At 58.0% G+C, this 24,872-nt stretch carries 23 protein-coding genes; 21 read left to right on the top strand and 2 right to left on the bottom strand.

What is annotated here, in order from left to right; translation table 11 throughout:
- The first annotated feature begins 13 nt into the window (after positions 1–13).
- Positions 14–238 (top strand): hypothetical protein, encoded by a 225-nt coding sequence (locus N687_RS0112165; RefSeq protein WP_029422109.1) that lies wholly within the window; start codon positions 14–16, stop codon positions 236–238.
- A gap of 487 nt (positions 239–725) precedes the next feature.
- Here N687_RS0112165 and N687_RS23180 read toward each other — a convergent pair whose 3' ends face one another.
- A complete protein-coding gene (locus tag N687_RS23180; protein WP_081841354.1) occupies positions 726–1,433 on the bottom strand; it encodes a YkgJ family cysteine cluster protein in 708 nt (235 codons plus the stop codon).
- 279 nt (positions 1,434–1,712) lie between these two features.
- Between N687_RS23180 and N687_RS23930 the strand changes: the two genes are divergently transcribed.
- From N687_RS23930 to N687_RS21090, 6 genes are all read left to right on the top strand, one after another.
- Complete coding sequence (locus tag N687_RS23930) at positions 1,713–2,702, top strand: DUF2653 family protein (protein WP_156040128.1); 990 nt, start codon at positions 1,713–1,715, stop codon at positions 2,700–2,702.
- Positions 2,703–2,808: 106 nt separating this feature from the next.
- The gene (locus N687_RS22255; protein WP_051663200.1) at positions 2,809–3,684 is read left to right on the top strand and encodes a hypothetical protein; all 876 of its coding nucleotides are present in this window, start codon (positions 2,809–2,811) and stop codon (positions 3,682–3,684) included.
- Between the two features lie 436 nt (positions 3,685–4,120).
- Positions 4,121–4,609, top strand: coding sequence for a hypothetical protein (locus N687_RS23925; RefSeq protein WP_156040127.1), 489 nt, complete (start codon positions 4,121–4,123; stop codon positions 4,607–4,609).
- A 682-nt stretch (positions 4,610–5,291) separates the two neighbouring features.
- Positions 5,292–6,665: a hypothetical protein gene (locus N687_RS22250; RefSeq protein WP_029422106.1), complete on the top strand. Its 1,374-nt coding sequence runs from the start codon at positions 5,292–5,294 to the stop codon at positions 6,663–6,665.
- Positions 6,666–6,748: 83 nt separating this feature from the next.
- Complete coding sequence (locus N687_RS0112135; RefSeq protein ID WP_029422105.1) at positions 6,749–10,705, top strand: hypothetical protein; 3,957 nt, start codon at positions 6,749–6,751, stop codon at positions 10,703–10,705.
- An 80-nt stretch (positions 10,706–10,785) separates the two neighbouring features.
- Complete coding sequence (locus tag N687_RS21090; protein ID WP_035462222.1) at positions 10,786–11,304, top strand: hypothetical protein; 519 nt, start codon at positions 10,786–10,788, stop codon at positions 11,302–11,304.
- Positions 11,305–11,836: 532 nt separating this feature from the next.
- On the opposite strand, the gene N687_RS0112125 is transcribed toward N687_RS21090, so the two are convergent.
- On the bottom strand, positions 11,837–12,937 hold the full coding sequence (locus N687_RS0112125) for a LysM peptidoglycan-binding domain-containing protein (protein ID WP_029422104.1): 1,101 nt from the start codon (positions 12,935–12,937) through the stop codon (positions 11,837–11,839).
- A gap of 212 nt (positions 12,938–13,149) precedes the next feature.
- On the opposite strand from N687_RS0112125, the gene N687_RS0112120 reads away from it, so the two are divergent.
- From N687_RS0112120 to N687_RS0112055, 14 genes are all read left to right on the top strand, one after another.
- Positions 13,150–13,596 carry a disulfide bond formation protein B gene (locus tag N687_RS0112120; RefSeq protein ID WP_051663199.1) on the top strand — a complete coding sequence of 149 codons (447 nt, stop codon included), beginning with the start codon at positions 13,150–13,152 and terminating at the stop codon, positions 13,594–13,596.
- A gap of 145 nt (positions 13,597–13,741) precedes the next feature.
- Entirely contained in the window at positions 13,742–14,260 is a 519-nt protein-coding gene (locus N687_RS0112115) for a DNA cytosine methyltransferase (protein ID WP_051663198.1), read from the top strand.
- 178 nt (positions 14,261–14,438) lie between these two features.
- Complete coding sequence (locus tag N687_RS0112110) at positions 14,439–14,933, top strand: hypothetical protein (protein WP_029422101.1); 495 nt, start codon at positions 14,439–14,441, stop codon at positions 14,931–14,933.
- Positions 14,923–17,838 carry a hypothetical protein gene (locus N687_RS0112105; protein WP_029422100.1) on the top strand — a complete coding sequence of 972 codons (2,916 nt, stop codon included), beginning with the start codon at positions 14,923–14,925 and terminating at the stop codon, positions 17,836–17,838. Before N687_RS0112110 ends, N687_RS0112105 begins: the two co-directional genes overlap by 11 nt.
- A 52-nt stretch (positions 17,839–17,890) precedes the next feature.
- A complete protein-coding gene (locus N687_RS0112100; RefSeq protein WP_035462218.1) occupies positions 17,891–18,508 on the top strand; it encodes a metal-dependent hydrolase in 618 nt (205 codons plus the stop codon).
- Positions 18,509–18,535: 27 nt separating this feature from the next.
- Positions 18,536–18,784, top strand: coding sequence for a hypothetical protein (locus tag N687_RS0112095; protein ID WP_029422098.1), 249 nt, complete (start codon positions 18,536–18,538; stop codon positions 18,782–18,784).
- 52 nt (positions 18,785–18,836) lie between these two features.
- Complete coding sequence (locus tag N687_RS0112090; RefSeq protein WP_029422097.1) at positions 18,837–19,436, top strand: conjugal transfer protein; 600 nt, start codon at positions 18,837–18,839, stop codon at positions 19,434–19,436.
- Between the two features lie 127 nt (positions 19,437–19,563).
- The gene (locus N687_RS0112085; protein WP_051663197.1) at positions 19,564–20,049 is read left to right on the top strand and encodes a hypothetical protein; all 486 of its coding nucleotides are present in this window, start codon (positions 19,564–19,566) and stop codon (positions 20,047–20,049) included.
- 13 nt (positions 20,050–20,062) lie between these two features.
- Positions 20,063–20,701 (top strand): hypothetical protein, encoded by a 639-nt coding sequence (locus N687_RS0112080; protein WP_029422095.1) that lies wholly within the window; start codon positions 20,063–20,065, stop codon positions 20,699–20,701.
- A 52-nt stretch (positions 20,702–20,753) separates the two neighbouring features.
- Positions 20,754–21,944, top strand: coding sequence for a transglycosylase SLT domain-containing protein (locus tag N687_RS0112075; protein WP_029422094.1), 1,191 nt, complete (start codon positions 20,754–20,756; stop codon positions 21,942–21,944).
- Complete coding sequence (locus N687_RS22245; protein ID WP_081841353.1) at positions 21,941–22,798, top strand: GGDEF domain-containing protein; 858 nt, start codon at positions 21,941–21,943, stop codon at positions 22,796–22,798. Before N687_RS0112075 ends, N687_RS22245 begins: the two co-directional genes overlap by 4 nt.
- A complete protein-coding gene (locus N687_RS0112065) occupies positions 22,758–23,687 on the top strand; it encodes an HD domain-containing phosphohydrolase (RefSeq protein ID WP_081841352.1) in 930 nt (309 codons plus the stop codon). Before N687_RS22245 ends, N687_RS0112065 begins: the two co-directional genes overlap by 41 nt.
- Positions 23,675–24,547 (top strand): pilus assembly protein TadB, encoded by an 873-nt coding sequence (locus N687_RS0112060; RefSeq protein ID WP_029422091.1) that lies wholly within the window; start codon positions 23,675–23,677, stop codon positions 24,545–24,547. The genes N687_RS0112065 and N687_RS0112060 overlap by 13 nt, the downstream gene beginning before the upstream one ends.
- 47 nt (positions 24,548–24,594) lie before the next feature.
- On the top strand, positions 24,595–24,819 hold the full coding sequence (locus tag N687_RS0112055; RefSeq protein ID WP_029422090.1) for a hypothetical protein: 225 nt from the start codon (positions 24,595–24,597) through the stop codon (positions 24,817–24,819).
- Positions 24,820–24,872 lie beyond the last annotated feature (53 nt).

The following is a 24,872-nucleotide window of genomic DNA, read 5'->3' as shown; positions in this document are numbered from 1 at the left end:
GCGAGCACATCTGATGTTGTTCCGAGAACCGGAATACGAGTTGCACAAGCGTGCGGCACTTGAGCGTCTGCGGGTGCTGTTTTCGGGCGAAGGCGGCAGGGCGTTCGAGTGGTATGCGGCGCTGGCGCAGGTTTCGTTCGACCGGCCGGATGGAGATGCGCGGTTTCGGGACCTGTGCAGAAGTCTTTTTGCGATGAAGTGGGTGTATATGGGAAAACAGGGCATCTGCGCAAAGTGATGTCGTTGCGCGAGCGAATGCGGTATCGTTGTCGATACGGCCGGGCGCTAATGGGTTGCCACGGGGAACGGTGTTGCGGTGGAAGCTGTTCAACCTGATCGACCTGCTCGACGTGGGCGCGGTGTTGTCCTGGGCGTTGGTGGCAGGCTGCGCGGTGTTGGTGGCGTGGTACGTTATTCATCAATCCGCATAATCGTGCTACAACGAGAAAGGCCGCTCCCGATTAAACAGGGCGGCCTTTTTGTCATACAGTGCGCAATGGAATGAGCGGTGTTCATGCAAGTTGACCACATCATCACAACGGGAGGCTGAATTACGATGAATGGTGTATTGGCTCGCTTTGAATATCGCGATGACGTCCGCGATATTGTGGTGTACCCCGAACCGGAACCTGTCATTTTGGAGAGCAAACACGAACAACGTTTACCCTTAACGGTTCTCCATCCTGCACGTATGGACGAAGGGCAAAGCGGTGTAGGGAGTTCAATTACTGGAAAAATTTTTTCACTGCTAACGGCAAAAGGGTCGGAAGATCATCCAAAAAGTTCTTTCCCGAGTTAGGATCTTTTCTAACACTCTCATGGGAAGTAATGAAGCACATGAGCAACGTCGCTCCCCACACGGAACCATTCAATGTGAAATCAACGAACGGATCTTCGCGACATAGCCGGGGATCGGCGAACGAGAAATATGTACGACACGCGCTAGGACGGACTGGATAAATAGCACATGTCTTTGATTCGGTTAAAAATGGGCAAGGGATGTGAGCTTGAAAATAACGTCGTTTATATTCATCCGAGTCGTCAAAGGTATTAGAGAATCCAGCTTTACGGAACGATGCAATCCACGTTTTTAACCTTCTTTTAACGTATCTGGTCAGATTTCTATCATGCTGTTGTTGGAGCCAATAGGTAATAATTTCGGCTTCGATGGTTGACACGTAAATGGCTTGATAACAACAGTATGAGCAGCCTTTAGAGCATGTGGGATGAATGCCTGTATTTTGTTCGATTTCTTTTATTTGCTCATCTACTAAATTTCCCAGTCTGATGAAGGCTTGTACCTTTTTTTGCTCAATATTTTGTGGGTCACTAACGTCGGGAACCATCACTATGTTTCGCTCAAGAAAGTTACGAAGGAACATCGACGCCTGTCCCCCATGAATTCTTTCTAACATTTGCATGTCAACACGCATTAAAAACACATCCTTTGATTAGCGAGGGGTTCACATGACAACACAAGTAGTACGTCAATTCCTTCGAGAACACAAACAAGAGGTCAAACCATATGAGTATTTACTTGTCTCCTGTTGCATGCACGCCTATGTAAATCGGCGCACTCGCGATATACAACAATTTATCAATAACATACGCGCTATCCTTCCTCCAACGGAATTCAGTGCCAAGGTTGTTGAACTTTTGTCGGACGGTCCGGAAGAGAATCGAGCAAAAAGCAACGAAGGAGATGTTGGTTCATGCGAATGCGGCGTTTGGCATTGACGATAGCCGCCTGTCTGGTGCTCGTTCAGCCCACGATTGCTGACGCGGCCACCTATCGAGGCGGAAGCACCTACTCGTCTAGAGTGTCGAGTTCTTCCACGTTCAGTGGCGGTTCCGCGTATCACTCCAGTTATACTGCTCCGTCGTTAAGTGCTGGCACTGTATCGGGAAGCCGGGGTGCAGCCGGGGCGACGGCGGGTTCCAGTTCTTCGTACCGTTCCGGGTACACCGCCCCGTCTTCGAGCGTTGGCACGACAACCGGTTCGAGTTCCACTTACCATTCCGGCTACAAGGCACCGTCGCCCAACGTCCGGACGCCCAATTCCGGATACACGTCTGGCACGGTGCAGAGGCCGTCGCTGTCGGCCGGGCACGTGGCGGCATTCGGCGCCGGGATGTTGCTGGGCAGCATGCTGCACCCGTTCGGTTGGGGATGGTCTGCACCATACGCCGCAGCTCCTGTGTACGCGTCCGGGGGAATCGGAGCGACACCTGCGGGGATGGCAGCGGCTGCTCCGGGGTGGTCATGGGTCGGCACGATTCTTGACCTGGTTTTGTTGGCCGCCGTGGTGCTGGCCATCGTGGCACTGGTGCGGCGTCTGCGCCGCAGGAAGCGCACGGGTGTCTTCGCAACGGCGTCAACGGATGCGGCGGATGATTCGGGGGCTGGTATGGCGATGTATCTGGACGAACAGGCGATGGTGGATGCCTGCTGCGAGTACGTCGCGCGGCGGGAAGGCTGTCCACCTCAGCAAGTCGAGGTTGACCTGCAGTTCGACAATGGCCGGTTTGCGGCGGATGCGAGAATTGGCGGCTGGCGGCACCGGCACCTGAGTCAGCAGGACATGGTGGACGCCGTGGCGGAGTTCGTATCGGAGCGGGAATCTGTGTCGCCGCACCGGGTGCGGGTGGACTTGCAGTTCTCGGAACAGAACGGGGTCACCGCGGATGCCGTGGTGGTGTAGGGGAAGTCAGTAAAGAGTTCAGGGCGCCGTGAGAGACGGCGCTTTTCTTTTGCCCTGCAAGCCTCCGACAAATGGAGAACATTGTCCAAACAGGAGGCTGGCAGAGATGAATGCGGATTTGCTGATGGAGGTCCGAGAGCTGCGTGACCGTTTGTCGGATCGGGTGGACGTGTTGAACAAGGTCAAGGCGTTGTCATTGCTGCCGGACGGTGTGCATGCGACGATTGACATGGTGGCGCAGTACTACGAGGTCGGCAAACAGACGATTGTCAGTTTGATACACGACAATAGGGACGAATTAGAATCTGATGGTCTCAAGGTATTACAAGGCGATGCTCTTGCAGAATTTGCCGCTTCCTTTGAGGAACTGACAAATAGTGGGTTTATTTCTCCGAAAGCCAGATCGCTAACCCTTATTCCTCGTCGTGCAGTCCTGCGCATTGGCATGCTGCTGAGAGACAGTGTGGTCGCTAAGACGGTTCGAACGTATCTGCTCAACGTCGAAGAGGAAGCGCGGGCGTCCGTGCCGCAGGTTGTGGCCCGGGCCGTCAACCGCATCTCGTGGCGGAACATTGTCACTGCGGTCAACCAGAAGAAACGCCTCTGCAAACTGTTGGGCGTGTCGGACGGGACGGCGGCGCTCGTCGCGTTGTCGCATACGGAGCAGGAATTCGGAGTTGATTTGAGCGAGTTCAAACGACTGGTGCGCGAGGACGATGCGGAGGAGACGTTTTCGCCCACGGAGATTGGGCGAAGAATGAATCCGCCGATGTCCGGCAAACGGATGAACCGGCTTTTGGCGCAGGCGGGATTGCAGCGCTGGGATGAGGCCAATAGGGAATGGAAGTTAACCGATGCGGGCAAGCGGTATGCGAAGTTGATGCCGGTAGAGATTTTCCACCCAGATCGCCGGGTTTCGACGACGAAGTATGTGATTCGGTGGAAGGCGTCGGTGTTGGAGGTATTGGGGTCTCGGCTGTAATGCTTGCTGTGGTGGACGGAATTTACAAAAACATGCTAGAATAAGGCCAAAAGTTGCAGGTGGGATTAGTCCCCTGCATTGCGGATGGGAATCCCGCCTTTTGCTTCCCAGCATGGCGGGGTTCGCATTTTATGGCGCTCGTGATGTTTGGACACTAGACCACGTTAACTAGACTCCCCAGAAGCACCGTGAGCATTAAGGAGAAGAGTCGATTTGACTGATGTTCGTGGTAGCGATTCGGAGCGCAAAACCGGCAGCAAACAAACGTCTCATACGGAATTCTCCGATCTAATGAATATGTTGCAAACGTACGTGGCAGAAGCTTCTACTACAGGCATCTCATATAGAATCACCTAATCGTTATGTTGATCTTAAGGAACTGATGTCAACAGTAGAAGCCCTCAATGACATGCTGAGGTTACTGGAGAGTACAGGGGTGGGCAAATGGATCGATTCCATCTTGGCAAGTACCCCAAGTATCTCGCATTCTGCAGACAAACCGACAAAATTTGCACATTTGGGGTTTCGAATAATTTATACTTTTATTTCATGGGTTGTACTCGGAAAAAGTGTGGTTGAAGGGCAAAGTTTTTTTGTATCAGTTTTCCTATTTGCCATACCGTTGCTCATGGACTATCTCAAGTTTGATACATCAGACCGTCGATGGATTCGTAATACTGGAATAGCAGTATCAATGGTTTGGGTCGTTTTCTCCTTGATGGGCTTATTCGGTGTTTTGTCGATTGTATCTACAAAGATGGGGTTTGTGGTAATGGTGTCTAAGGATTATATTCAATTTGCCGGTATGTCCTGTTCATTATCTTTCGTTTGGTGGCTCCTGCTAAGTTGTGTTAGTTTGACGGTGTTTGATTGGTGGTATCATGAGGCGAATGTTAGTGCGACTGGAGGGAAGGAAAGTGTTTAAGACCCATCTCTGGATCGCGCTTTGTGTCGTCTATGTCTCATCTGTTTTGGGGATTGCAGCTAAATTCTGGCGGAATGGGGTTAGAGGAAGGAGTCTATGGGTTTGTCTGTGGCTTCCGTTGCTTACGGTAATTTTACCTGCTATGGTGTTGCTGACTATATATGTACCCGGATTCAATAATGATGTTTATTCAGTGGCTTCTAAATTGAGGAAGTTGCGTAGGGGGAGGATTACATTTCCAGTTCAGGCAGTTTTCACGTCTGTTCAGTATATACCGCTCTTCACTTCTATCTTGGCGAGAAAAATCGTTGAAATTCAGAGAGAGACCGCTGATGTACGAACCAAAGATGTGTGGGTGCAGACCGCAAGACAGGTGGTTCCGTATCTTGCTGTGAAATTAGAAATGAACTTACTCTGATTGCCCATATGTACCCACGACTGAAGTCGTGGGTACATGACGACCTTCTACAAAGTGGCTGTCCACAAAAATTTGTGGGCGGCCTTTTTCGTTTTGCCATGCTGTCGCCATAATGATGACGAAAGTGTGCTTAGAGGTTTTGGGTAAACAAAGGATATTTACATACAAATGGAATAGTAGTATACTGTAGCCATAAAGTACAAGAGCAAATAGACGGTCTGGCGTTCGCCATACAGCACGACTCTACATAGGAGGGGATGAAGCATGAAGACCAAACTTGCAACGCTTCTGGCAGGAAGCGCCGCGATCCTCGCCACGACTTCTTTCGTTCCGCAGGCGATGGCGGCGAGCGCTCAGGCGCAGTATGCGACGAACATCATCTACAACGGCGTGGTCGAGTCCTCGCCAAAGCACACTGTTGCCCCGGATCCGTGGGGTGGAACTTCGACAAGCTGGCTGCCAGTGTGGTACGTGTATACCGCGCTGACGCAGGCCGGAATCCATACCACATGGGACGGCGTGCGCGGTGTGCTGTCGATGACCGCGCCGGATGGCATGAGCGTTGACCTGTCGAACCTGCCGACGAGTGGCAAGGTGACGCCGCAGACGATGGCGGTGCAGATCAACGGCAAGACGGTGCTGTACGCGCCGAGACTGGTGGCAACGGACCCGGCCAGCGGCCAGCCGACGACGTATGTGCCGATCTACTACCTGGAGCTGGCCGTTAAGCGGCTCGGAATCACGCCGGGGTGGGACGGCACGAACTGGACGATGACGCAAGGTACGCAAACTCCTGTCACGCAACAGGACATGGCGAACGAGATGTGGGCGACGTTCAACGCCACGCCGAACTGGGACATCGTGAAGTACGCGACGATGCAGGATGCGGGGGTGACGCCGACCCCCGCTCCGGTAACGGGGGGCGATATTGCGAACTGGCTTGCGAAGTGGGCGGCGGCGTCGAAGGGCGTCACGTACGCGGGCCAGTTCCATCCGTATGACCTACAGTACGAGGCGTCCAGTGACCCGTTCACATGGGCGCGGATCAACGGGCTGTATGACGGAACCGCTGTGTCCAGCGCGAGCGACCAAATCAACGCGGATGAGGCGGCGCAGATCATCGACAACCTGAAGTGGTGGCTGAACGGGTACAAGGTCTCGAACGGCGTGTACACGTTGCACGTACCGTTCTATAGCAATTGGCTTCCGTGGTCCGCACTCGTTGCTCACAATCCAGTTCCGTTGTCCAAGTATCAGGACGGCATGGCTCAGGCGACCAAATACTTTGACCAGGTGCAGGTTTGGGGTAACCCGGACTGGTCGAAGATTTACGTTAAGCTGCCGGACACCAATGGGACGAATGTGACGTTGGGGGTGGCGGCCAAAAACTTCATTTACGGAAATATGGCCGGCTTGTATCCACCAGGGCCGGACCACGGAGGTACGACGCTGACCATCTCCAACACCAACGGGAACTACGGATTCATGCTGAAGGTGTTGACCATGAACGAAACGTCTCTTGGAGGGATTGGGTTTACTGTCGGTTATCACGATGATAGTAACGGCTCACCTATCTTCACGAAACCATTTGATTTCGGTGCTGGCCAAGACTTGAATGGACAAAGTATTGGAACATGACTTCCGGATCTTGTGCCTCCTGCAACCGGGCAGGGGGCTTTTTCTTTGCCCTGCATGTCACCTTGTTGTGGAGGTGAGGCCTATTGCTTGGAAGGAGACGACGGCTTGCCGCCGCTTCCGCGCTGACTGCTGCGCTGTTGGCGGAATCGGTGGCGACGCCAGCATACGCGGATAATCTTGGCGTGTTCTATTACGATGCTTCCGGAGGTTACTACGCCATCGGTGGGGGTGACAATTTCACTGTAAACCCTCCGTCCACGCCGCCTCCTGGGTGGCAGAATTTCTGGGGGAACGTAAACATTGCTTTCGCTCAAGCTAATGGGCGAAACATCCTCCAGATTGACACTCAGAACGCGTCAGCCAACAACGGCTACTTGGCGATTTATCAGGGGGATGTCGCGTCGTGGGTGAATAGCCTACAGGGAAATTTGGACTTCGTACAGGCACAGGTACAACGGCAGGAGTTCAGCATAGTGGATACAGATACCTGGAGCCTAACCCACCTCGTCCCCTTCGCCACCGTGGTCAACGAGTCGGGGGCCATATTCACGGGCGACACCTTTACCCCAAATGGCGGAACATACACAGACCCGAACGGCAAGAACTACCCGACGTACAACCACAATTTCTCGATTAGTCCGAGCGCGCCGCCGACGGCGAACAGCATTTCGGCGACGGTGAACGGCAACACCGTCACCCTGCATTTCAACACCACTGTGCCGCTGTGGAACCAACTGGCCACGCACCACTTCGACCAGATCACCATCCTGGACGCAAATGGCCAGGTGGTGTGGCAGCCGAACGGGACAACCAATGCCGGCGAGCCCAACGTAGTGACCAAAACTGGGAGCCAGTATTCCGATCAATCGGAAGACATCACGCCGACGGACGGAATCGGGAACCCGATTTCGTTCCAAAACGGAACGTACACGGTGATCGCGTCCGTGTTCGACGGCGTTGACCGGCAAAGCAACACGGTGACGACTACGTTCACCGTGGGCAACGGCGGTTCGGGCGGTGGCGGGCAGTGCCCTAATCCCCCGTCGCTGTCGGCAGGCTCGGTGAGCGGGAACAGCGTCCCAATCAACATAAGCGACCCAAGCGGGGACACGCTGCAGCTCGCCGTGAACAATGGCGGTACGCTGTCGCAGTACACGGTCAGCGGTTCACAGACCGTGACGCTCACCGGCCAGCCGGGACAAACCTACGTTGTCACGGAAACGGACCTGAGGCAGAGCGCTTGCTCGAATCAATCGGTGACGGTGACGTTTCCGGCGGCGCAGTGTGATGCGAAGTGGTCCATTGGTACGGTGAGTTCGACTTCCGCCACGTTGTACTTTTCCAACCCCACGGCGGACATCTATACCTTGAGCGTGAACAATGGCGGTTCGTTGAGCGTGAATCAGGTCGGCAACACGCAGGGCTTCCCTTACGGGGTGACGTTATATGGACAGTCTGGACAAACGTATACGGTGACAGCACGGGATGCGTCTACGGGATGCACAGTGAGCGTAACCGTGACGTTGGGTTCGCAGGGTCCGATTACCGGAAACAGCGTGGCTGCCGTGGTGAGCGACAAGTACACACAGGAGATGGGGGCACCCGGTGCAACCACGCTGATAGCTCCCGGACCCAATGTCGTGATTGGAGCAGGAACACAAGTTACTTTTTCGATTGATATGCTCCAAGCGCCTTCGCCGGGCATATATTACTCGAACTTTCAGGCTCCTGGTCAGGGCAATGCGATGCCGCCCGTGGACACGGGCTGGTCCGTTGTACTGCAATCAAGTGGCGGAACGGACGGGGCGTCTGTCAATTACACGGTGACGAACATTGGCAATACCACGAATGGCAGTGTCAGTGTTAAAACAAATACGCCACAAAAGGTGCAGTATACGGCGTATCTGATTGATAACAACGGGATGCAGCAGGCGTCCGAGACGTTCCAAATCACATGGGTAGGTGCGACACTCTCCGCAAATCCGACCTCACTACCGGTGGGCCAGACATCCATGCTCACAGGGACGGTGTACTCCGGTGGAGAGACGGCGACGTTGGTTGCCACGCAGAACGTGTTGGCGGGTGGACAACCGGAGATTGCATGTACCGGCAAAAAGGATGATTACACGTGTCAACCGGATGGGAACTACTATGTGCCCTTGAGTGACGGTGTGTTCAGAGTTCAGGCCACGTCCAGTGTTGCGCAATCAGTGAGGTTTTGGGTGAAAATCACCCCGAATCCCAATGATTCGACTCAGGTTGAAGGTGCAACAAGTAACACGGTGTATGTCACCTGGACCCAGGCCAATCAACCAACCATCACCATGTCGGCCACGCCTCCCACGACCACCTATGGTAATCCAATCACGGAGTCGTTTTCTGTGACCGGGTGGCAAAGCGGGGATTACGTTCTGGTTCGAACACTGTCGTGGTCTCCGTTCAATGAGGCATTCATGCAAATGTGGAACACCGTCACGATTACCGGGAACGCTCCAGCTTACTATACCCAGCCTTCGGCAACACACACAGAAGCGGAGCAACCATCTGGCCCGGCTTTTCAAGGCGAGACGCTGACTGTAACGTATGTGGCTGAGTTGTATAATTCTGCGGGCCAAATGATCGCTGTGAGCAACCAGATTACTCCGACTTGGACACCGCCACAAGAAGGTGGCAGCGGTGGCAACGCAGGCAAGGACAGCATTACTCTGACCGCCAATCCAACCAGTCTGCCGGTCGGTCAATCCTCCACGTTGACCGCGACAACGGGCGGGTTGTCCAATGGCGACGCGTGGGGAATCGAAATCGTGGACCAGGGCGGTGATTGGACCCTGGGCGGTTCTAACCAAGTGTCGTCGAACTCGAATGTCACAACGTTCAACACCACCGCTATGTCGCAGACTCCGCTCACTGACACGTACACCGCATATCTCATGGACACGGTGACGGGTCAGGTGAGTACCGCGTCAAACTCTGTCAGCGTAACGTGGTTGAACACAAGCGGAGGCGACACCGGCGGTGGCGGACAGTGCCCGGCGCCGTACGACTCGGACGCGCACTGGGTGAATCTCGGGAATGGCGATGAGGAACTGGTGTGGACGCACCATGAGCCCTATCCCATTTACCAGACCGTGGAACAGTGCACGACGGACGAGAACGGCCAGCAGAACTGCACGTCGGTGCAGGAGTTCGTGGGTTGCGGCGACAACACCACCCAGGAGAGCCACACCTATACTCATAGCGTGACGAACGGTCAAATCTCCGGCCTGTCGTATGACCCAGGCACACCGAACAACATGTGGATGCCGGTTCCGTCTTGGCAGTGGGACCCGGCGCAGTGCCCAGGTCTTTTCTGTGACCTGTACCAACGGCATGGTTGGACCGGGTGGGAGATTGGCGGGCCTGACGCCAATCAAATCAGCAGCAACGTGACGATCAACGGTCAAGTGTTCCACACCTACGGCCCGCCGATTGGTCAGCAGACGCCGACGGTGTGGGTGAGGGTAGACGGTGGGTTCGGTTTCAGGTACGTGTGGACCGGCTCACCGGACGCGATCCCCACGGGCGGCACGGTGACGTTCACGATGACGAACCCGGACGGTGGGAGCATCACATGGACGAAGCCGCTGATTCTCAATACGGAGACGCTGCAAACGCAGGGGACGGGTCTTCTGGGCTTGGACGAGCCTCCGCCGCCCGCGTCGGAGGTGTTCAGTTGCTGGACGGACATCCCGAAAGGGGTGTACAAGAACGGTCAGCCGGAGGAGGCGGCTTGGAGCTTGAGTAACGACCCGGCGACGGCGTTTGCGCAGGGCGCGCATATCTCGTTCACCATCACGGTGAACACCCCGGCGGGTGAGTTCACTGTGAGTGCGCCTAACGTGGCGAGCACGTTGGGTGTGCCCGCATATTGGTTTACCCGGCTGGAGGATGACAGCTTGCTGCAGGCGGCGCATAACCAAACCAACGCGCCGTTGGGGATCATCTACGGCGACCCGTCGGTCGGACTGCCGCCGGGCAACAGTTCGAGGCTCGGGTATTGAAGTAGGGCCGCTCCGTTGAGAATGCGGGGCGGCTTTTGTTTTGCCGTGCAGGGCGCCTTGAGGTGAAGGGAGGATACAAGATGGCTCAACAAGGGACTTGCATCATTGCATTCGGCGACGCGCAGTCCGGAAAGAGTTTTTGGGTTCGTACACATATGGAAGAGTTGAGGACTCAATGGTTTGGAACAGAGCGGATCAGATATTGGGACGGTTACGCATCGAATGGGCCTGAATTGTCGTTGGCACTGAGCGAGAATTCTCTTGCATCAACAACGATTGTGGTGGATCACCCACACACCGATGATCATTGGTCCACGCTGCTTTCTGAGATTCCACGACTGAAAGTCAAAGGGTTGCATATTCTTCTGGTAACGCAAGCAGATCCAGCACGGATGATGAAATTGATGTCCATGGCGGAATGGTGGATGTTCTTTCGGATCAATCAGGCTTCAGAAGTGTTTGCCGCCCCTGTTATCCGAGAGATATGTCCGTTGCACGCATATGTGGCGAATGAGTTGCCCCGTCTTCCAATGGGGGAATTCAGAGTTGTAGCGAATCCGACGGCACATCGTTTACGGGACATCGTGCCGCTTCGATAAGATGGCGGACGGCTTTTGTTTTGCCATGCACGATTCCACCAGATGAGAAATGTCCAAGCGAAAGAGGGGGAAAACGCATGGGTCTGTTTTTTCTGCTTGGTTTTCAGTGACTCTGCTGCAGGAGCACTACAGACGAATGCAGACCAGGAGAATCGCCTGAGAGTGGGTGAAATGGATGCCGACGGTGGACGCGGACGACATCCTTATAGAGTTCTGTGACTACGCAGGTATCGCCGATGATAGAGCCCCCGAACTGAAGGACTTTCCCAATTTCATTCGATTTTTGGAAGCTAGGTACCCCGATTTTGCCGGGTGCGCGTTCCTCATCTGGCGATAGTGGCATTGATCCGAGATTTTCCGGTACAACGAGCGCGGAAGGGCTAAGATTTTTTAGGGATCCTGGAACGGGAATTGGCTGATGAACCAGAGGGAATGCCGCTCCGCTGAGAAGGCGGGGCAGCCTTTATTGTATATTGTATACAAACAAGCCGCTCCCGTTCTTCTCAGGAGCGGCCTTTTTGATAACTGTTGGTCAGCTTTGGTTGGCGTTGGTGTTGGCGTTTGACGTACTTTGTGTGGCTTCTTGGTTCGCATTGTCGCCAGGATGCCCAAATGGTCCCTGATTCTGGACGAGTTGCGTCAGGCGCTGCTGCAGGTTGTCAAGTATCTGTTGTTCTTTGCCTGCAGTGAGTTTCCCGCGTTGGACGGCTTGGTCGAGCTTGGACTTGGCGTTGGATACCAACTGTGAGACTAAGCTGTCAACAGAGATTCCCTTGCTCTCTGCCACCTGTGCGATGGACTGTCCGTTTTTCAGGTCCTGAAGCAGGGTTTGTTTATCCACACCAAGGATTTGGGCGATCTGATTCAGGTCACCAAAGCCGCCGGGTCCCTTCGGGAGTGGGGCCGCGAACTTGCTCTCGACGAATTTCTGAGCATTGGACTCAAACTTCTGCAGCATCTGCTGTTCTTGCTGCGACGTCAGCTTACCATTTTGCACCGCTTGGTCAAGCTTCTGTTTTAGTGCCGATTCCAAGTCGGAGATGAGCGTCTGTTCCGAGATGCCCTTGGAGTTCGCGATCTGCGCCAGCGTCTGGCCGGATTGCAGGTCAGACTTCAGCGTGGTCTGGTCGATGCCGAGGATGTTGGCCACTTCAGCGAGTTGCGGCATCGGGCCGAATCCTTCGGGTTTCTTGGCAATCTGATTGAGTTTGCTTTCGACCAGCTTCTGCACGTTGGCGTCGAACTTCTGGAGCATGGTTTGCTCCTTGTCCGCCGTTAGCTTTCCATTTTGCACGGCTTGATCAAGGTGCTGTTTGAAATCGGCCTCCAGGTCAGAGATGAGGGTTTGTTCTGAGATGCCTTGGGCCTGTGCAATTTGCGCGAGCGTCTGGCCAGCCTGGATGTCCGATTTCAGGGTGGGCTGGTCAATGCCGAGGATCTTGGCGATCTCCGCAGACGCCGCGCCGAAATCGAAGCGCGAACCCTGGTGACTACGCGGAGCGTGCTGTGCCGGAGTGGACCCTGTGCCTGAGGACGAAGTGCTGTTGGTTGTTGCCGCGAATGCGGTCGCCGTGCCGAGCGTTCCAGCCGCCAACATCGTCGTTGCCAGGATAGCCTTTGCCCTGAATTTCATCCGCTTTGACCTCCTTGGATCGATTGGGATTTAGCGGGCTACGGTTTCAGGGTAGGACACTTGAATTGAATTTTGCTTGAACAAATTCCGGTGCTTAATGAGACCTTTGCGCGGGGCCTCCTGGACGGCTAAAGCCAGGCGTTCTTCCTTTCGCCGTGCAATTATCGAAGTTGTGAGGAGTTCCGCGTTAAGGCCAAGGAGGTAGAGACACAGTGGTACCGTCGCGCGGCAGATGGTGTGCGGCTTTGGGCGTTGCGTTGACCGCTACGACGGTCAGTCTGTATTGGAGCATCTTTAATGGCTGGATCCCCTGCGAGCTGTGCTGGATCGAGCGGTTGTGCATATACCCGCTGGTATTGGTGTGTCTGCTCGGCCTGTTCCTGCCGAAGACGGCGCGTCGGTTGGCGGCGCCGTTGTTGGCGGGTGGAGTTGCGGTGTCCCTGTACCATAGCCTGCTGCAGTGGCGCGCCGCGGCGGCGCCCGTCTTGATATGTTCGCCGAACGCGTCGTGCGCGGTGCCGGAGTTCGTGTACTTCCATGCTGTTACGCCAGCGTTTTGTGCGTTGGTGGCGTTTTGCGTGATTGCCGCGTTATTGTTCGCGCCGGCGCCGATGGGACTGACGAGTGGCCGGGTTCGACGGGAACGGGGAACCGCTTGACGGGGGCCGAGCGGGCTTGTGCTCCATCGGTCTTAGTTTGGCGCAGACGTCGCGCGCCTTGCCGTCGGAAGACGGCGGGGCGCGCGTTTTTGTTTTCCGGGTGGTTTTGTCCTGCGCCTCTCCGTTGTTTGGAGGGGTATGAGCGATGGAATTGAACATGGTCAGTCTTTGCAGTGGTGTCGGTTGCATCGATCTCGCTGCTTCATGGTTCGGTATCCGAACCGTTCTCTTTTGCGAGATTGATCCGTTTGCGCGGCGCGTGTTGGAAAAACGATTCCCCGGAGTGCCGATAATCAGCGACATCCGCGATGTGAACGTACAGACCGTGAAGGAGGCGACGGGGCTTGAGCGGATCGACATCGTTTGCGGAGGCTGGCCTTGCCAGCCGCACAGCGTTGCAGGGGAGCGCCAAGCAAGCAAGGACGAACGGGATCTTTGGCCCGAGTTCCGGAGAGTGCTTCGCGATCTTAGGCCCAGATGGTTCGTGGGCGAAAGTGTACGGGGACTATTGTCAAGTGAAACTGGACGGTTCTTTGGAGGAGTTCTGCGGGACCTGGCCCAGCTCGGGTTTGATGTACGGTGGTCGGTGCATGGAGCATGCGACGTGGGTGCCCCGCACAGGCGTGAGCGCGTCTTCTTGCTGGCCTACACCAACGAAAAGTGATGTTGAAGGAGGGCGCGCACTGCCTGCGGGGACTTCCGTCACGGGCAGGCGTCCGAACGGTACGAAGGCCACGGTTGGACTTCCGAACGCCGTTGCCATGTGGCCCACTCCTACGGCGAATGGGAATAACAACCGCAAAGGGGTATCTGCAAAGAGTGGGGACGGGCTGGCGACGGCAGTGAAGATGTGGCCCACGCCGCACGGGAACTGCCACACGGGAGCCGGGGGGCACGGAGAAGGCGGAGCGAATCTCCAGACCGCCGTGATGTGGAACACACCTGCGGCGCAGGACGCGAAGAACGCGACGCTGCCCGAGAGCCAGAAAACAAGGGATACATTGCCGGGGGACGTGGCACGAAGCGGTGCGAAGGGCGCGCTGAATCCGGACTGGGTTGAGGCGCTTATGGGGCTGCCAGTCGGTTGGACGGATGTGTTTTGCGACAACGACGATCTGCGGCAGGTTCCGTGGCCAGCCGGGTACGGCCAGGAGCAATATCCTTGGGAACCACCGAGGACGACGACAAAGAAGCACTACCGCGCCAAGAGGTTGAGGGCATTGGGGAACGGCGTGGTCCCGGCCCAGATCGCGCCGGTGTTTGCGGAATTGGCGCGGATAGAATCTGCCCTGCGCGACGAAGGTAATGAGGTGGGAGGGGATTCCATTGGGCACTGAACTCTTCACCGCGCCCAATCCGCCGTTTCCCGGCTGGCAGAACCCTGCGCCGAACGTCTACACGTTCACGCTTCCGGCGCAGGGCTGGTGGAATACACTGTTCGGTGGCGGGGCCATGAAGGAATTGGCAAACTTTATCGCAAATCTCGTCATGCAGGCCCTGGCCTGGGTCATGCACCTTGCCATTTTGCTCGCCGCCCAGTTCAGCGACCCGGCGTGGGTGGTCAACCCGGTGGCAGACAAAATCGGCACCGTCTTTCAACTTGGGTACAAGAACGTGTTTGTCCGGCTGCTGCCGTTTCTCGTGCTGGCGACGGCGCTGTATGTCGTGTGGCAGTTTCTGCGCGCCCAGCATACGAAGATTCTCACCGCCGTGGTGAGCACCGCGCTTTCCGGGGCGCTCATCTACGTCTTCTTCTTCAACTTTGCGCCAGCGTTCAAGACGGTGAATGGCCTCGCGCAGGCGGTGACCGCGCAGCTTGGAACGGCGGTGGAATCGACGGGCGGAGTGCAGGCGGGCACCCTGTATGACGCGTTGTGGGACGTGTATGTGCTGGAGCCCTGGGAAGCGGCGCAGTTCGGGCACGCGTCGCAGAACCTGAGCGACTTTGACGTATCGGGCGCTGCGGTGGGGCAGAAATACACCAATGATCAGGGCCTTCAGCAGACCATCAGCGCGGGCGACAACTGGGTCAAGCTCTTCATGACCAACACGACCGAGCAAGCGAGGCAAAGTCTGCTCGGGATCATGACCAGTGTTTCGCAGCCGTTTGCCCATTCCGGTTGGACAAGCCAGGATGTGCAGAACGCGAACCCGTACGACAATATCGTGTTCTTGCTCGTGTTGTTGCTGCTCTCCATACCATGCCTTGCGTTTCTCGGGATGATGGCATTCCTGCTCTTTGCACTCGCGTTCATGTTCTTGCTCATGGTGTTCCTAGGCATTGTGACGGTGCCGGTGGCGTTCGTTCCCGAGGTTGGGTGGTTCGTGACGCTGCGCTGGCTGCGTGAGGCCGCCGGGTACTTGCTGCTGCGTTTGGCGAACGTGGTGTACATGGCGTCGACGTTTGCGTTGGCGCAGATCGTGGTCGGCGCGGTGGCGGTGACTGGGGACGAGTCGTCGCTGGTGCTGGCCGCTTTGACGAACGCCCTGGTGTTTTTGGCGGCGCTGTTGTTCCGTGAGAAGGTGTTTCACGCGTACATCCGGCCACACGTTGAGGCGGTGCAAGGGATCGAACGAAAGGGCGAGAACGAGGCCCGGCCCGAGGCACAAAGCGGCGACACGCGAGAGGAACGTACAGCGGACGGGGCGCGCAGGCCCGGACGCGGAACACTGTCGGGCAGGTTTGCCGCGGAACGCGGGGCGACGGCAGAGGGTGTCGGCATGTCCGGAATTGGGGCTGCTGCTACCGCGGCGAGGAGAACCGGCGCTGGAGCGACATCGGCCACGGGGACAGGTGCGGCGCGGCAGAAACTCGCTGCGGCGTTCGCAACGGTGGTCGACAAAGCGCGTAACCCGAGCCGCGCGTCCACGTGGCAGGAGCGAGCGCAAAGCCGTGCAGACCGCCTGATTGCGCTGGAGCGTGCGGCACACGGGAGGACGTTGGACGCGTTGGCTCACGGCGGGAAGCTCGCCGTGAAGGCCGGACGGTCGCTTTACGACTCGGCGTCTTCGCATCCCGAGCTGAGCGATTTGCCACCTGACCAGGGAGATTCACCGCCTTTTGAGACCCAGGAACCCACAGGGTACGCTGCGGCGACCGAACAAGACCAGGGGCCGCGTCAATTCGCAACAACGCCTCGTGCGCATGGAGAAGCGCGTCAGAGGCGCTCAGCAGTTGAGGACGACGAAGGTCAGAGATTGTCCGAGGCGTTCGAGGCGGCGCCTGTGACAGCCACAGACACCGAGGAGGAGCGGGCACCACGTGATGCCTCGCCTGATACGTCTGATACGCACCGTGAAGCGGACGCTGGGGCCGGGCAGGCTGCCGGAAGCGCAGAGGTACATGGGAGTGAAGATGTATCCGGCGCTGCCCGTGAGACGAGTAACCAGACTGAGCAACTTGCGGAATCCTGGGCGCCGGGTCAACTAACCGGGCGGCGTCCGTTGCAGCCGGAGCGGACGATGCGCGGCGGTGTCTCGGTGCCGAACCGGCCAGACGCCGAGCTTGAGGATCACCGCCTGGCAGAGGGCTTTTCGATGCCACAGGCGAACCCAGACACTTCGCGTGAGCCGGGTGGCCGGGAAGTGGAACACGGCCCAGAGGAGCAACAGAGTGAACAATCAACACGGTCAGCGTCCCGGTTTGAGCGCCAGCGTGTTACCGCGCCGACCCCGGGGCGTCCCGAAGCGGACGTCGAATCCCATAGCTTGGCTGAAGGCTTTTCGATGCCACTGCCGGATTCGGTTCCTGCACGGGGTGCGGAGCCGCGTGAGCCCGTTCGCGGTGAAACGACTTCATCTGATCGGCAGGAATCCGGCGCAGCACCGCAGGCAAGCGGCGGCGAGTCCGCAAGCAACAGTGTTGGCAGCGCACAGCAACGCAACAGCGTTTTGCACCCCCCACCGCGCTCCGGCCGCGAGGAGACGGAGCGGCGTGATCATGAGCGGCGCGGCTCGGAGGCTGAGACGCCGAGACTCGGGGATGGGTTTGGAGTGCCCGGTGTTACCGGGACCGAGAACGCAGCCACGATGCAAACGGGGCGTGACCAAAGCCAACCAGACAACGCTCAACCGTCAAACAGTAGGAATGGTGACGAGAAAATCCGCAGACAGTCGACGCCTCGTTCTCTGCCGAGGCAGCAGACATCTACACTGCCGCCAGATCCACGCGGGCCTCGGCTGAGAGAGCCGAGAGAGACGCGCGGGCCGCGAGAACCGAGAGTGCCAAGGCCGAGGGCGTGATGTCGTGATTTGTCATGCACCCCTCCTTCATGCGGAAGGAGGGGTGTCGTATTTGATCCACACCACGCACGCGGCCTTCGGCGCCGCCCTTATGGAAACTATCCTTGTCTCCGAGCATGCACCGGTCACGTGGCAGGCCGCGGCCGCCATCGCCGCAGCCTTCATCGTGGCGCCGTTCCCCGACATCGACCAACCCGAATCATGGGTTTCCCGGCACGTGCCGCTCGGTTCTGTCGTGTCCATGTTCATCCGCCACCGCACGTTGACCCACTCATTGGCGGTCACGGTGGCCTTGTACTTGGTGTTGTTCGATATGGGCTTTTACGTGCCGACATGGCTGGCGACGGGCATTGTGGTCGGGTGGACGAGCCACTGGCTCATCGACCTGCTCAACCCCATGGGTGTTCAACTGTTCTACCCGCTTCCCATATGGGTGCGGCCTCCCATACCGTGGCTGGCCATTGGTGTAGAGAGCGCCGGAGAAGCGATCCTTCGGCTGTTGATCCAGGTGTACGCCGTCGTGTTGGGGGCGAGCTACGGGTTTTTGCACCTGCCGGGGGCGGTCAGGGAAACTGGGAGGTTTATGTTGCCATACGCGTCGCGATTGGTTGAGGCGGTCTCATTGCCCTGGTTGGCGGACGCCTGCCGGTGGCTGCACTTGACCGCCTGAATTTGAGTCTTGGAAAGGGTGATCGATATGGGGGCCAACGCGAGTGACATCACGAGCAATCCCGCATGGAGCCTGGTTCAACCGATCTTTGACCTGCTCGCGGTTGGGATTCTGGTCTGGATGACGGTCTTGATCGTCAGGAAGTATTTCAAAGGCGAGCACCACAACATCATTGTTCAGGTGCTGTTCGGGATGATCGCCCTCGTTTTCCTCATTGACCCCACGGTGTTCTTCGGGGTGTTGAACTGGCTGATTGGAAAACTGCCGCACGCGTGAGGACGGGCCGCTCTGTACGGGCGGCCTTTTTGTGGAGAGGGGGAGGGTTGCGGTGCCGCGCAGCTATCAGAAGCTGTTCAAACAGAAGACGGTGATCACCAATCTCAATCGTCACAACCTGGGTTTCAGGCTGTTTGCAGACGACCTGGTCACGTTCCTTCTGGCGGCGTTCATTCTCATGCTCCTCGATTCGTACACACCGCTGATTCTCGTCAACTTCGTCATGAATCGCTGGTTGTTCATCGCCGGAGGCGCTTTCTTGTTCACGTGGGCCGCACGAAAGCTCGACCCGGACGGCAAGCCGTTGGTGCGGTATCTGTTCGGGGCGGTGGCGTATCCGTTTCGGAGTCATGTCAGCGACGGGTGGACGAAAAAGGCACGGCAGTTGGTGTGGCGCCGAGGCAAGGTAACACGACGGAAAGAGGCGGCGAAGGTTGTGTGGACGCGCGGGGACTTGCCGCTGTCGGTGAAAGTGTACGGGGAGAATTGGAGTTTTGAGAGTGGCATACACCTGGATGTCTACCTGCGGCGTGGTAGAACGGTGCTGAGGAAGGCCGGCCGGTTCCGAAGACCGGGGAGGCACCGGGTGTCGGGGTTGAGGCCGGGTAGGTATGAGATCCAGGGACGGAGGCTGTTGCGCCGGGAAGATTGAGTCCTGGCGCTCTTATTTTGCCCTGCAAGCCGCGTTGGAGTGGAAACCAGTGTACAGGAGGTGTGCGCAAAAGATGCGCAGAGTTGTCCAAACAGGGACTGTTTTGGCTGTGGCCGGAGGGTTGCTTGTGGGATGCGGAGGAGCGGCGCCCAACAACTCAGCGACGCCCAACAACGTAGTGGCAAACAGCGCGGCGCAGGCGGCGCCGATCAAATCCCTTCCGTCCGCCGTTGAGTCGCATTTGTCCTCGTACTCCAGCCGGATTCAAAAGGTGGACAAGCTCCCGGTGCAGGTTCCGTCGTCCGTGGATCGGGTGCTAGTGATCAGCCCCGCGACGGGGTACGCGATCTCGCAGTTTGAGTCGGTCTGGCCGAAGCTGAACCCCAAGCCCGCAGTTGTGTGGACTGGGATGACGGAGGAGCAGACGAAGCAGATGTGGTCGAAGCTGGGCTATCACGGCGATCCGTTGCCAAGCCCAGTGACGCTGTACGAGAAAGCCTCAGTGCCGGTCCCAGCGGCATACCGGAAGGTATCCGGCGGCTGGGAAGAGGTGCCTGGGGTGCTCAAGAGCAGCGAAGTCAACCAATGGGTGAATTTCTTCTCCAAGAACTGAGGGGGTCTTATAAATGCGCAAAAACAAGGTGATTGGAACTGCAATTGGGGTCGTCGTGGCGCTCTTCGCAGTGGGTGTCGGGTATGAGATTGGGCACCATGCCGGCGCCTCACGTGCCTCGACCATCCCTGGGAACGCGATTGCCAGCTCTGCGTCTTCGCAGCCAGCGTCGGCGTCGACTTGGAAAGGGCTGTCACAGGCCGACCCGAAGTTGGAGTCGGCCCTGCGCGGTGCGACGGTGGAGACGGCGGACGGTAAGACGGCGCCTTTCCCGGTGAACAAGCCCGTGCTAGTGTTCGCGCCGTGGTGTGAGTATTGCCACAAGACCTTTCAGTTGCTGCAGCAGGAAGGACTGGTGAACAAGTTTACGCTGGTGGCGGCGGGGCTGGAATACCAGGAAGGCGGCAGCCCGTCTTCCGCTCCGCAAACGTCGTTGACTCTGGAGCAGGCCAAGCAGAAGGTGCAGCAATCGTTTGACAGTCTCGGCGTGCATGTGTCAGCCAACGACGTCCTGTATGCCATGCCGGGCACGGCGGTGGACAAGGCAATTCCGGGGTATCCGGAGATTTTGATTCCGCACGGCGGGCATTTGTACGTGCAGCCGGGGTACGTGGCGGACTCGAAGTTCTGGCACAACCTGCTCGACGCGTGAGCGAAGGCCGAATGCCATACACACCCCCTATTGACGAAGGGGGTGTTTTTGTGTGCAGGCGCTGCTGCGTTTGGCGTTTCGGCGGTCATTGTGGAGACGTCGCGCCGCGTGGATCGTGCTCGGAATCCTGCTCCCGATGTTTGCTCCGGCCACGTTCGGGCTTGTGATGGTGGTGGCGGTCTTGGGCGGAGGAGCGGCGTACATGGCCGATCCTTGGGATGGCGAGATTCCCAAGGACGTCTCGCCCGCGCACGGCATCCCTTCGATGTTTGTGGCATACGTCCAACAGGCGAGTCTCACATACCGTGTTCCCATGCAATTCATCGCGGGTGAAGTCATGGTGGAGTCCGCTTGGGACCCGACCGCGTACACGGACTACGGCGGGAGTCACGCGATGGGTCTCATGCAATTCGAGCCCGAGACCTGGAGCGGGTGGAGCAATCCGTACTGCCGGATTGACGAACCGGACACCGACGCGCAGCGCATTCAGCAATACGGCGGGTACGGTGTGGACGCGGATGGGATGTGGGCGCCGATAGGCACGCCGTCGCAGGCGGCCAGTCATATCGCAACGCTCAATGCCCAGTGCCAAGCCAGGGGGAACACAGGATGCGCGCCGTATGCGAGCCCATGGGACCCGGCGGACGCTCTGGCCGCCGGGGCGAAGTACCTGTCGACCCTCTACAACCAGTTCGGCACCTGGGCGTCGGCCAGCGCCCATTACTACGGCGGAGCGGGCCAGGACCAGTATGTGGCGAGCGTCATGCGCTACACCTACGCCTACGTGTTGGACACGCCGCCCCTGCAACTGGATGGAGGCGGGTTCTGGCCGTTTGGCGAGGCGGATTTGGCCATGAGTTCAGCGGAGAACGGCTGGTGGTCGGTCAAAGGCGAGAGCAAGAACCCGGTTGTTTCGCAGTTCTTGCCCTCGCTGCCGATTGTCGCCCCGGCGTCCGGGGCGGTGACGTGGAGGACGTCCGGCGGCACGACGACCATCGCCCTGCCGCTGCCAAGCGGCGGGACGTTGACGATCCGCGTGCCTAACGAAGGGATCATCAAGTGGGCGCTGGCGAAGAACGAGCAAACAGGGACAGTCAGCGCCGGTGACATCGTAGGATTTATAGACGCTAAAGACGGTTTTGAGGTGTCTGGGGATTTGGACCGGATGGTTCCTGGCGGGAAACTGACCGGCGGTGTTTTGCACCCACCGGGGCATGCCGTCGCAGGAGGTGACAATGGGTGACGGAGGTGTTCACGCGGTTTTTGGAGCGGCTGGCGCAGGGCATGTCTTGGCGGGAAGCGCACATGGCGTTCTGGATGGATTTGCGGGCCTTTGGTGTGGAGGTCCACGAACCAGACGGGACGGTACATGAGCGTGGAATCCTCGCGGGGCAGCCGGATTGGAAATCGAGATTCGCCGTATTGGACGTCCCCTGTTCGGATGGGGTGTACCGGGTGTATTTCCGGGCGGACCACTGTGCGGAGTATTCGGAGGCGGTGCGGTTCGCGCAGGCAGTGGACGCGCTTTTGCATGACCGCGAACGGCTTATGACGGAGGCGCGTCATGATGCGTTGACCGGGTGTTTGAATCGCAAAGGCTTGCAGGAGTGGTTCGCCGACCGGGTGCGGCGGTACACCGACGACATGGGGTTTGTTTTGGTGCTGCTCGACTTTGACCACTTCAAGCAACTCAACGACACCCAAGGGCACGCCAAGGGTGACGAAGCGTTGCGAGTCATCACCAACGCGCTGAATTCGGAAAAGCGTACGCACGACATACTGGCGCGTCTGGGCGGGGATGAATTTGTGCTCATCTTCGAGGCTTGTGCCTGTCATCCGGGGATTGTGCAAAGGCTTGAGGGCATCAAACAACGCTTGCCTCTCAAGGACTATGGACTCGACCTGACGATGGGCGTGGCGTGTTATCCCCGGCATGGGCAGACGCTCGAACAGCTTTTGGCACGGGCAGATTTGTGTTTGTATCGCGGTAAGCAAGAGGGGCGCGGGAAGATTGTGTTTGACATCGACGGTCATGACACGGGAGAGGAGGGAGCAAATGGCGGTGGAGATTTGGATGGATGCCGAGGGTGTCATTGAGAGGGCAAACGGCGATACGGAATCGTTGCTCGGGTTTCGGAACGAGGAGCTGGCGGGACTGCCGGTCGCGCTTTTACACCTCAGACTCGCCGAGCCAGGGTTGCACACGCTCTTTGTTCGGCGAAGGGACGGGCAGACAGTACTCATTCACGCGTTTGTGGACAAAGATCCAACGTCCGGTGGGTGCACGGCACACCTGCAAGACGTGTTTGGCGGGGAGACAGAGCGAGCGCGGCTGGCGTTTCAGTATGCTCTGTTCAGGGGGCTGGCGTTTGCCGCCGAGTATGGAGACCCGGACTTGCTTGATCACCTGCGCCGGGTTGGGCGCTACACGTCGTGGGTGGCGCGAGGAGCGCTTGGTCTGTTGGACGAGGATGTGGCGCGCTTGACGGTGGCGGCGTATGTGCACGATGTGGGCAAGTCTGCGATCCCGAGGGAGATTCTGTACAAACCTGCGCCACTCAACGAAGAGGAGTATGCCCTGGTTAAAACCCACACGGACAAGGGATTCGCCGTATTGCAGGAGGTCGAACGGCACGTTAAGCGCCAGGCCCCGTGGCTGTACGACGAGCTGACTTGGCGGTGGGCCAAGGACGTAGCCCGATACCATCACGAGAACTGGGATGGCAGTGGGTACCCGGAAGGCAAGGTGGGCGAGGACATCCCGCTGGCAGCGCGGGTGGTGAAGGTGGTGGATGTGCTGGACGCCTTGCTGCATGTGCGCCCGTACAAGTCCGCATGGTCCAATGAACAGGTCCGCCGGGAGATCATGGCCAAGACCGGGACGGAGTTTGACCCGGAACTGGCGTCGTGGTTGCTCTCACACGAAGCGGAATGGCGAAACGAAGACAGGTCCGGTTCAGGGGGTGATGAGTTGTGGTGGCCTTAATCCTCGGGGTATTAGGGTTTCTGGCGGTGTTCGTCGTCGTGTGGGGGTTCGCCCTGGTGCAGGCACAGGAGGAGGCACTTCGCATCCGGTCCATCCGGGGCACGTACAGGCAAACCGGACAAAGGACCGGGTTTCTGGAGGCCATGCACCGGGATATGGTGCGGTATGTCCAGGAGATCGGCAAGCCGGAATGGGCGGACATCGCCTATCGGGTGTCGTTTGCCATGCCGCTGATTGTGGTGGCCATTGTTTTGCTGGTCGGCTGGTACTGGGCGCTCCCCTTGGCGCTGCTGGCGTTTTTTCTCCCGTACATGTACTTGGAGCGGACGTACCGGCGGGCACGGCTGAAACTTCGCGGCCAGCTTCGGCAGGCAAGACTTCTAATTGCCCTGCTGGCGGAGGCGGGCGCGCCAGTTGAGCGCGGGATCGTGGCGGCCGAGACGGTGAGCGGGTATCCCCTCAAGCCGTATCTGCGCGACGTGTGCATCGCCATTGGCCAGGTTCCGGAGAACACGGACGAACAGCAGAGGGACACCGGGATGCGGGTGCAGACGGTGGTGGAGGCGTTTTTGCAGATGGCAGAGCGGCTGAAACTGCCGGAGGCCACGCAGTTCGCGCAACTTCTCGCCCAGTCCACCCGGTACAACACGCCGCTGACCGACATGATGTTCACGTCGCTGGAGATCGAGGAACGCATCCGGGACGCCGAGGCGGAGGCGAAGTACAACAACGCGATCTCCAAGATCAGTTACCTGTCCACCCTGGGACTTGGCATTCCAGTGTTCGCGTACATGTTCCTGGCGATGTTTTCATACCTGTTACAGTTGCTTGGCGGCGCATTCGGGTTTGGCTCGCTGTAATCGCGCTGCCATACACGCCTCCCTGGATTGAGGGAGGTGTTTTTTTTATGCGCGTGATGATTCGAGACCCGGTATGGCGAGGCCATATGATTCGCCGCTGGCTTCGCCTGAGACGAGCGGGAACCGGCACGGCCGCCCAGTTGTCGAGCATCATCTGGACGGTCGCCTCGATCACGCTCGCCACGGCTGGGGGGTTGCTGCTTGGCAACACTCTGCTGAATGGTGTGTTTCCGGCGGCGATCCAAGCGTTTACCACGATGTTCGGAGCGTGACGGTTTGCCATGCACCACTCCAACGTGTGGAGGGTTAATCCCACAATCCAACT

This window comes from Alicyclobacillus macrosporangiidus CPP55 (genome assembly GCF_000702485.1).
GTDB lineage: Bacteria > Bacillota > Bacilli > Alicyclobacillales > Alicyclobacillaceae > Alicyclobacillus_H > Alicyclobacillus_H macrosporangiidus_B.
Note: the sequence above shows the minus strand (reverse complement) of the source record. Positions and strands in the feature narration are given on the sequence as shown.

Bases quoted from the DNA above. Each gene is read 5' to 3' on its own strand.
- N687_RS0112125 (WP_029422104.1), bottom strand. From the start codon at position 12,937: ATGAAATTCAGGGCAAAGGCTATCCTGGCAACGACGATGTTGGCGGCT.
- N687_RS0112165 (WP_029422109.1), top strand. From the start codon at position 14: ATGTTGTTCCGAGAACCGGAATACGAGTTGCACAAGCGTGCGGCACTT.
- N687_RS0112115 (WP_051663198.1), top strand. From the start codon at position 13,742: ATGGAATTGAACATGGTCAGTCTTTGCAGTGGTGTCGGTTGCATCGAT.
- N687_RS0112055 (WP_029422090.1), top strand. From the start codon at position 24,595: ATGCGCGTGATGATTCGAGACCCGGTATGGCGAGGCCATATGATTCGC.
- N687_RS0112065 (WP_081841352.1), top strand. From the start codon at position 22,758: ATGGCGGTGGAGATTTGGATGGATGCCGAGGGTGTCATTGAGAGGGCA.
- N687_RS21090 (WP_035462222.1), top strand. From the start codon at position 10,786: ATGGCTCAACAAGGGACTTGCATCATTGCATTCGGCGACGCGCAGTCC.
- N687_RS23180 (WP_081841354.1), bottom strand. From the start codon at position 1,433: ATGCGTGTTGACATGCAAATGTTAGAAAGAATTCATGGGGGACAGGCG.
- N687_RS0112080 (WP_029422095.1), top strand. From the start codon at position 20,063: ATGCGCAAAAACAAGGTGATTGGAACTGCAATTGGGGTCGTCGTGGCG.
- N687_RS0112095 (WP_029422098.1), top strand. From the start codon at position 18,536: ATGGGGGCCAACGCGAGTGACATCACGAGCAATCCCGCATGGAGCCTG.
- N687_RS23930 (WP_156040128.1), top strand. From the start codon at position 1,713: ATGCGAATGCGGCGTTTGGCATTGACGATAGCCGCCTGTCTGGTGCTC.
- N687_RS22255 (WP_051663200.1), top strand. From the start codon at position 2,809: ATGAATGCGGATTTGCTGATGGAGGTCCGAGAGCTGCGTGACCGTTTG.
- N687_RS22250 (WP_029422106.1), top strand. From the start codon at position 5,292: ATGAAGACCAAACTTGCAACGCTTCTGGCAGGAAGCGCCGCGATCCTC.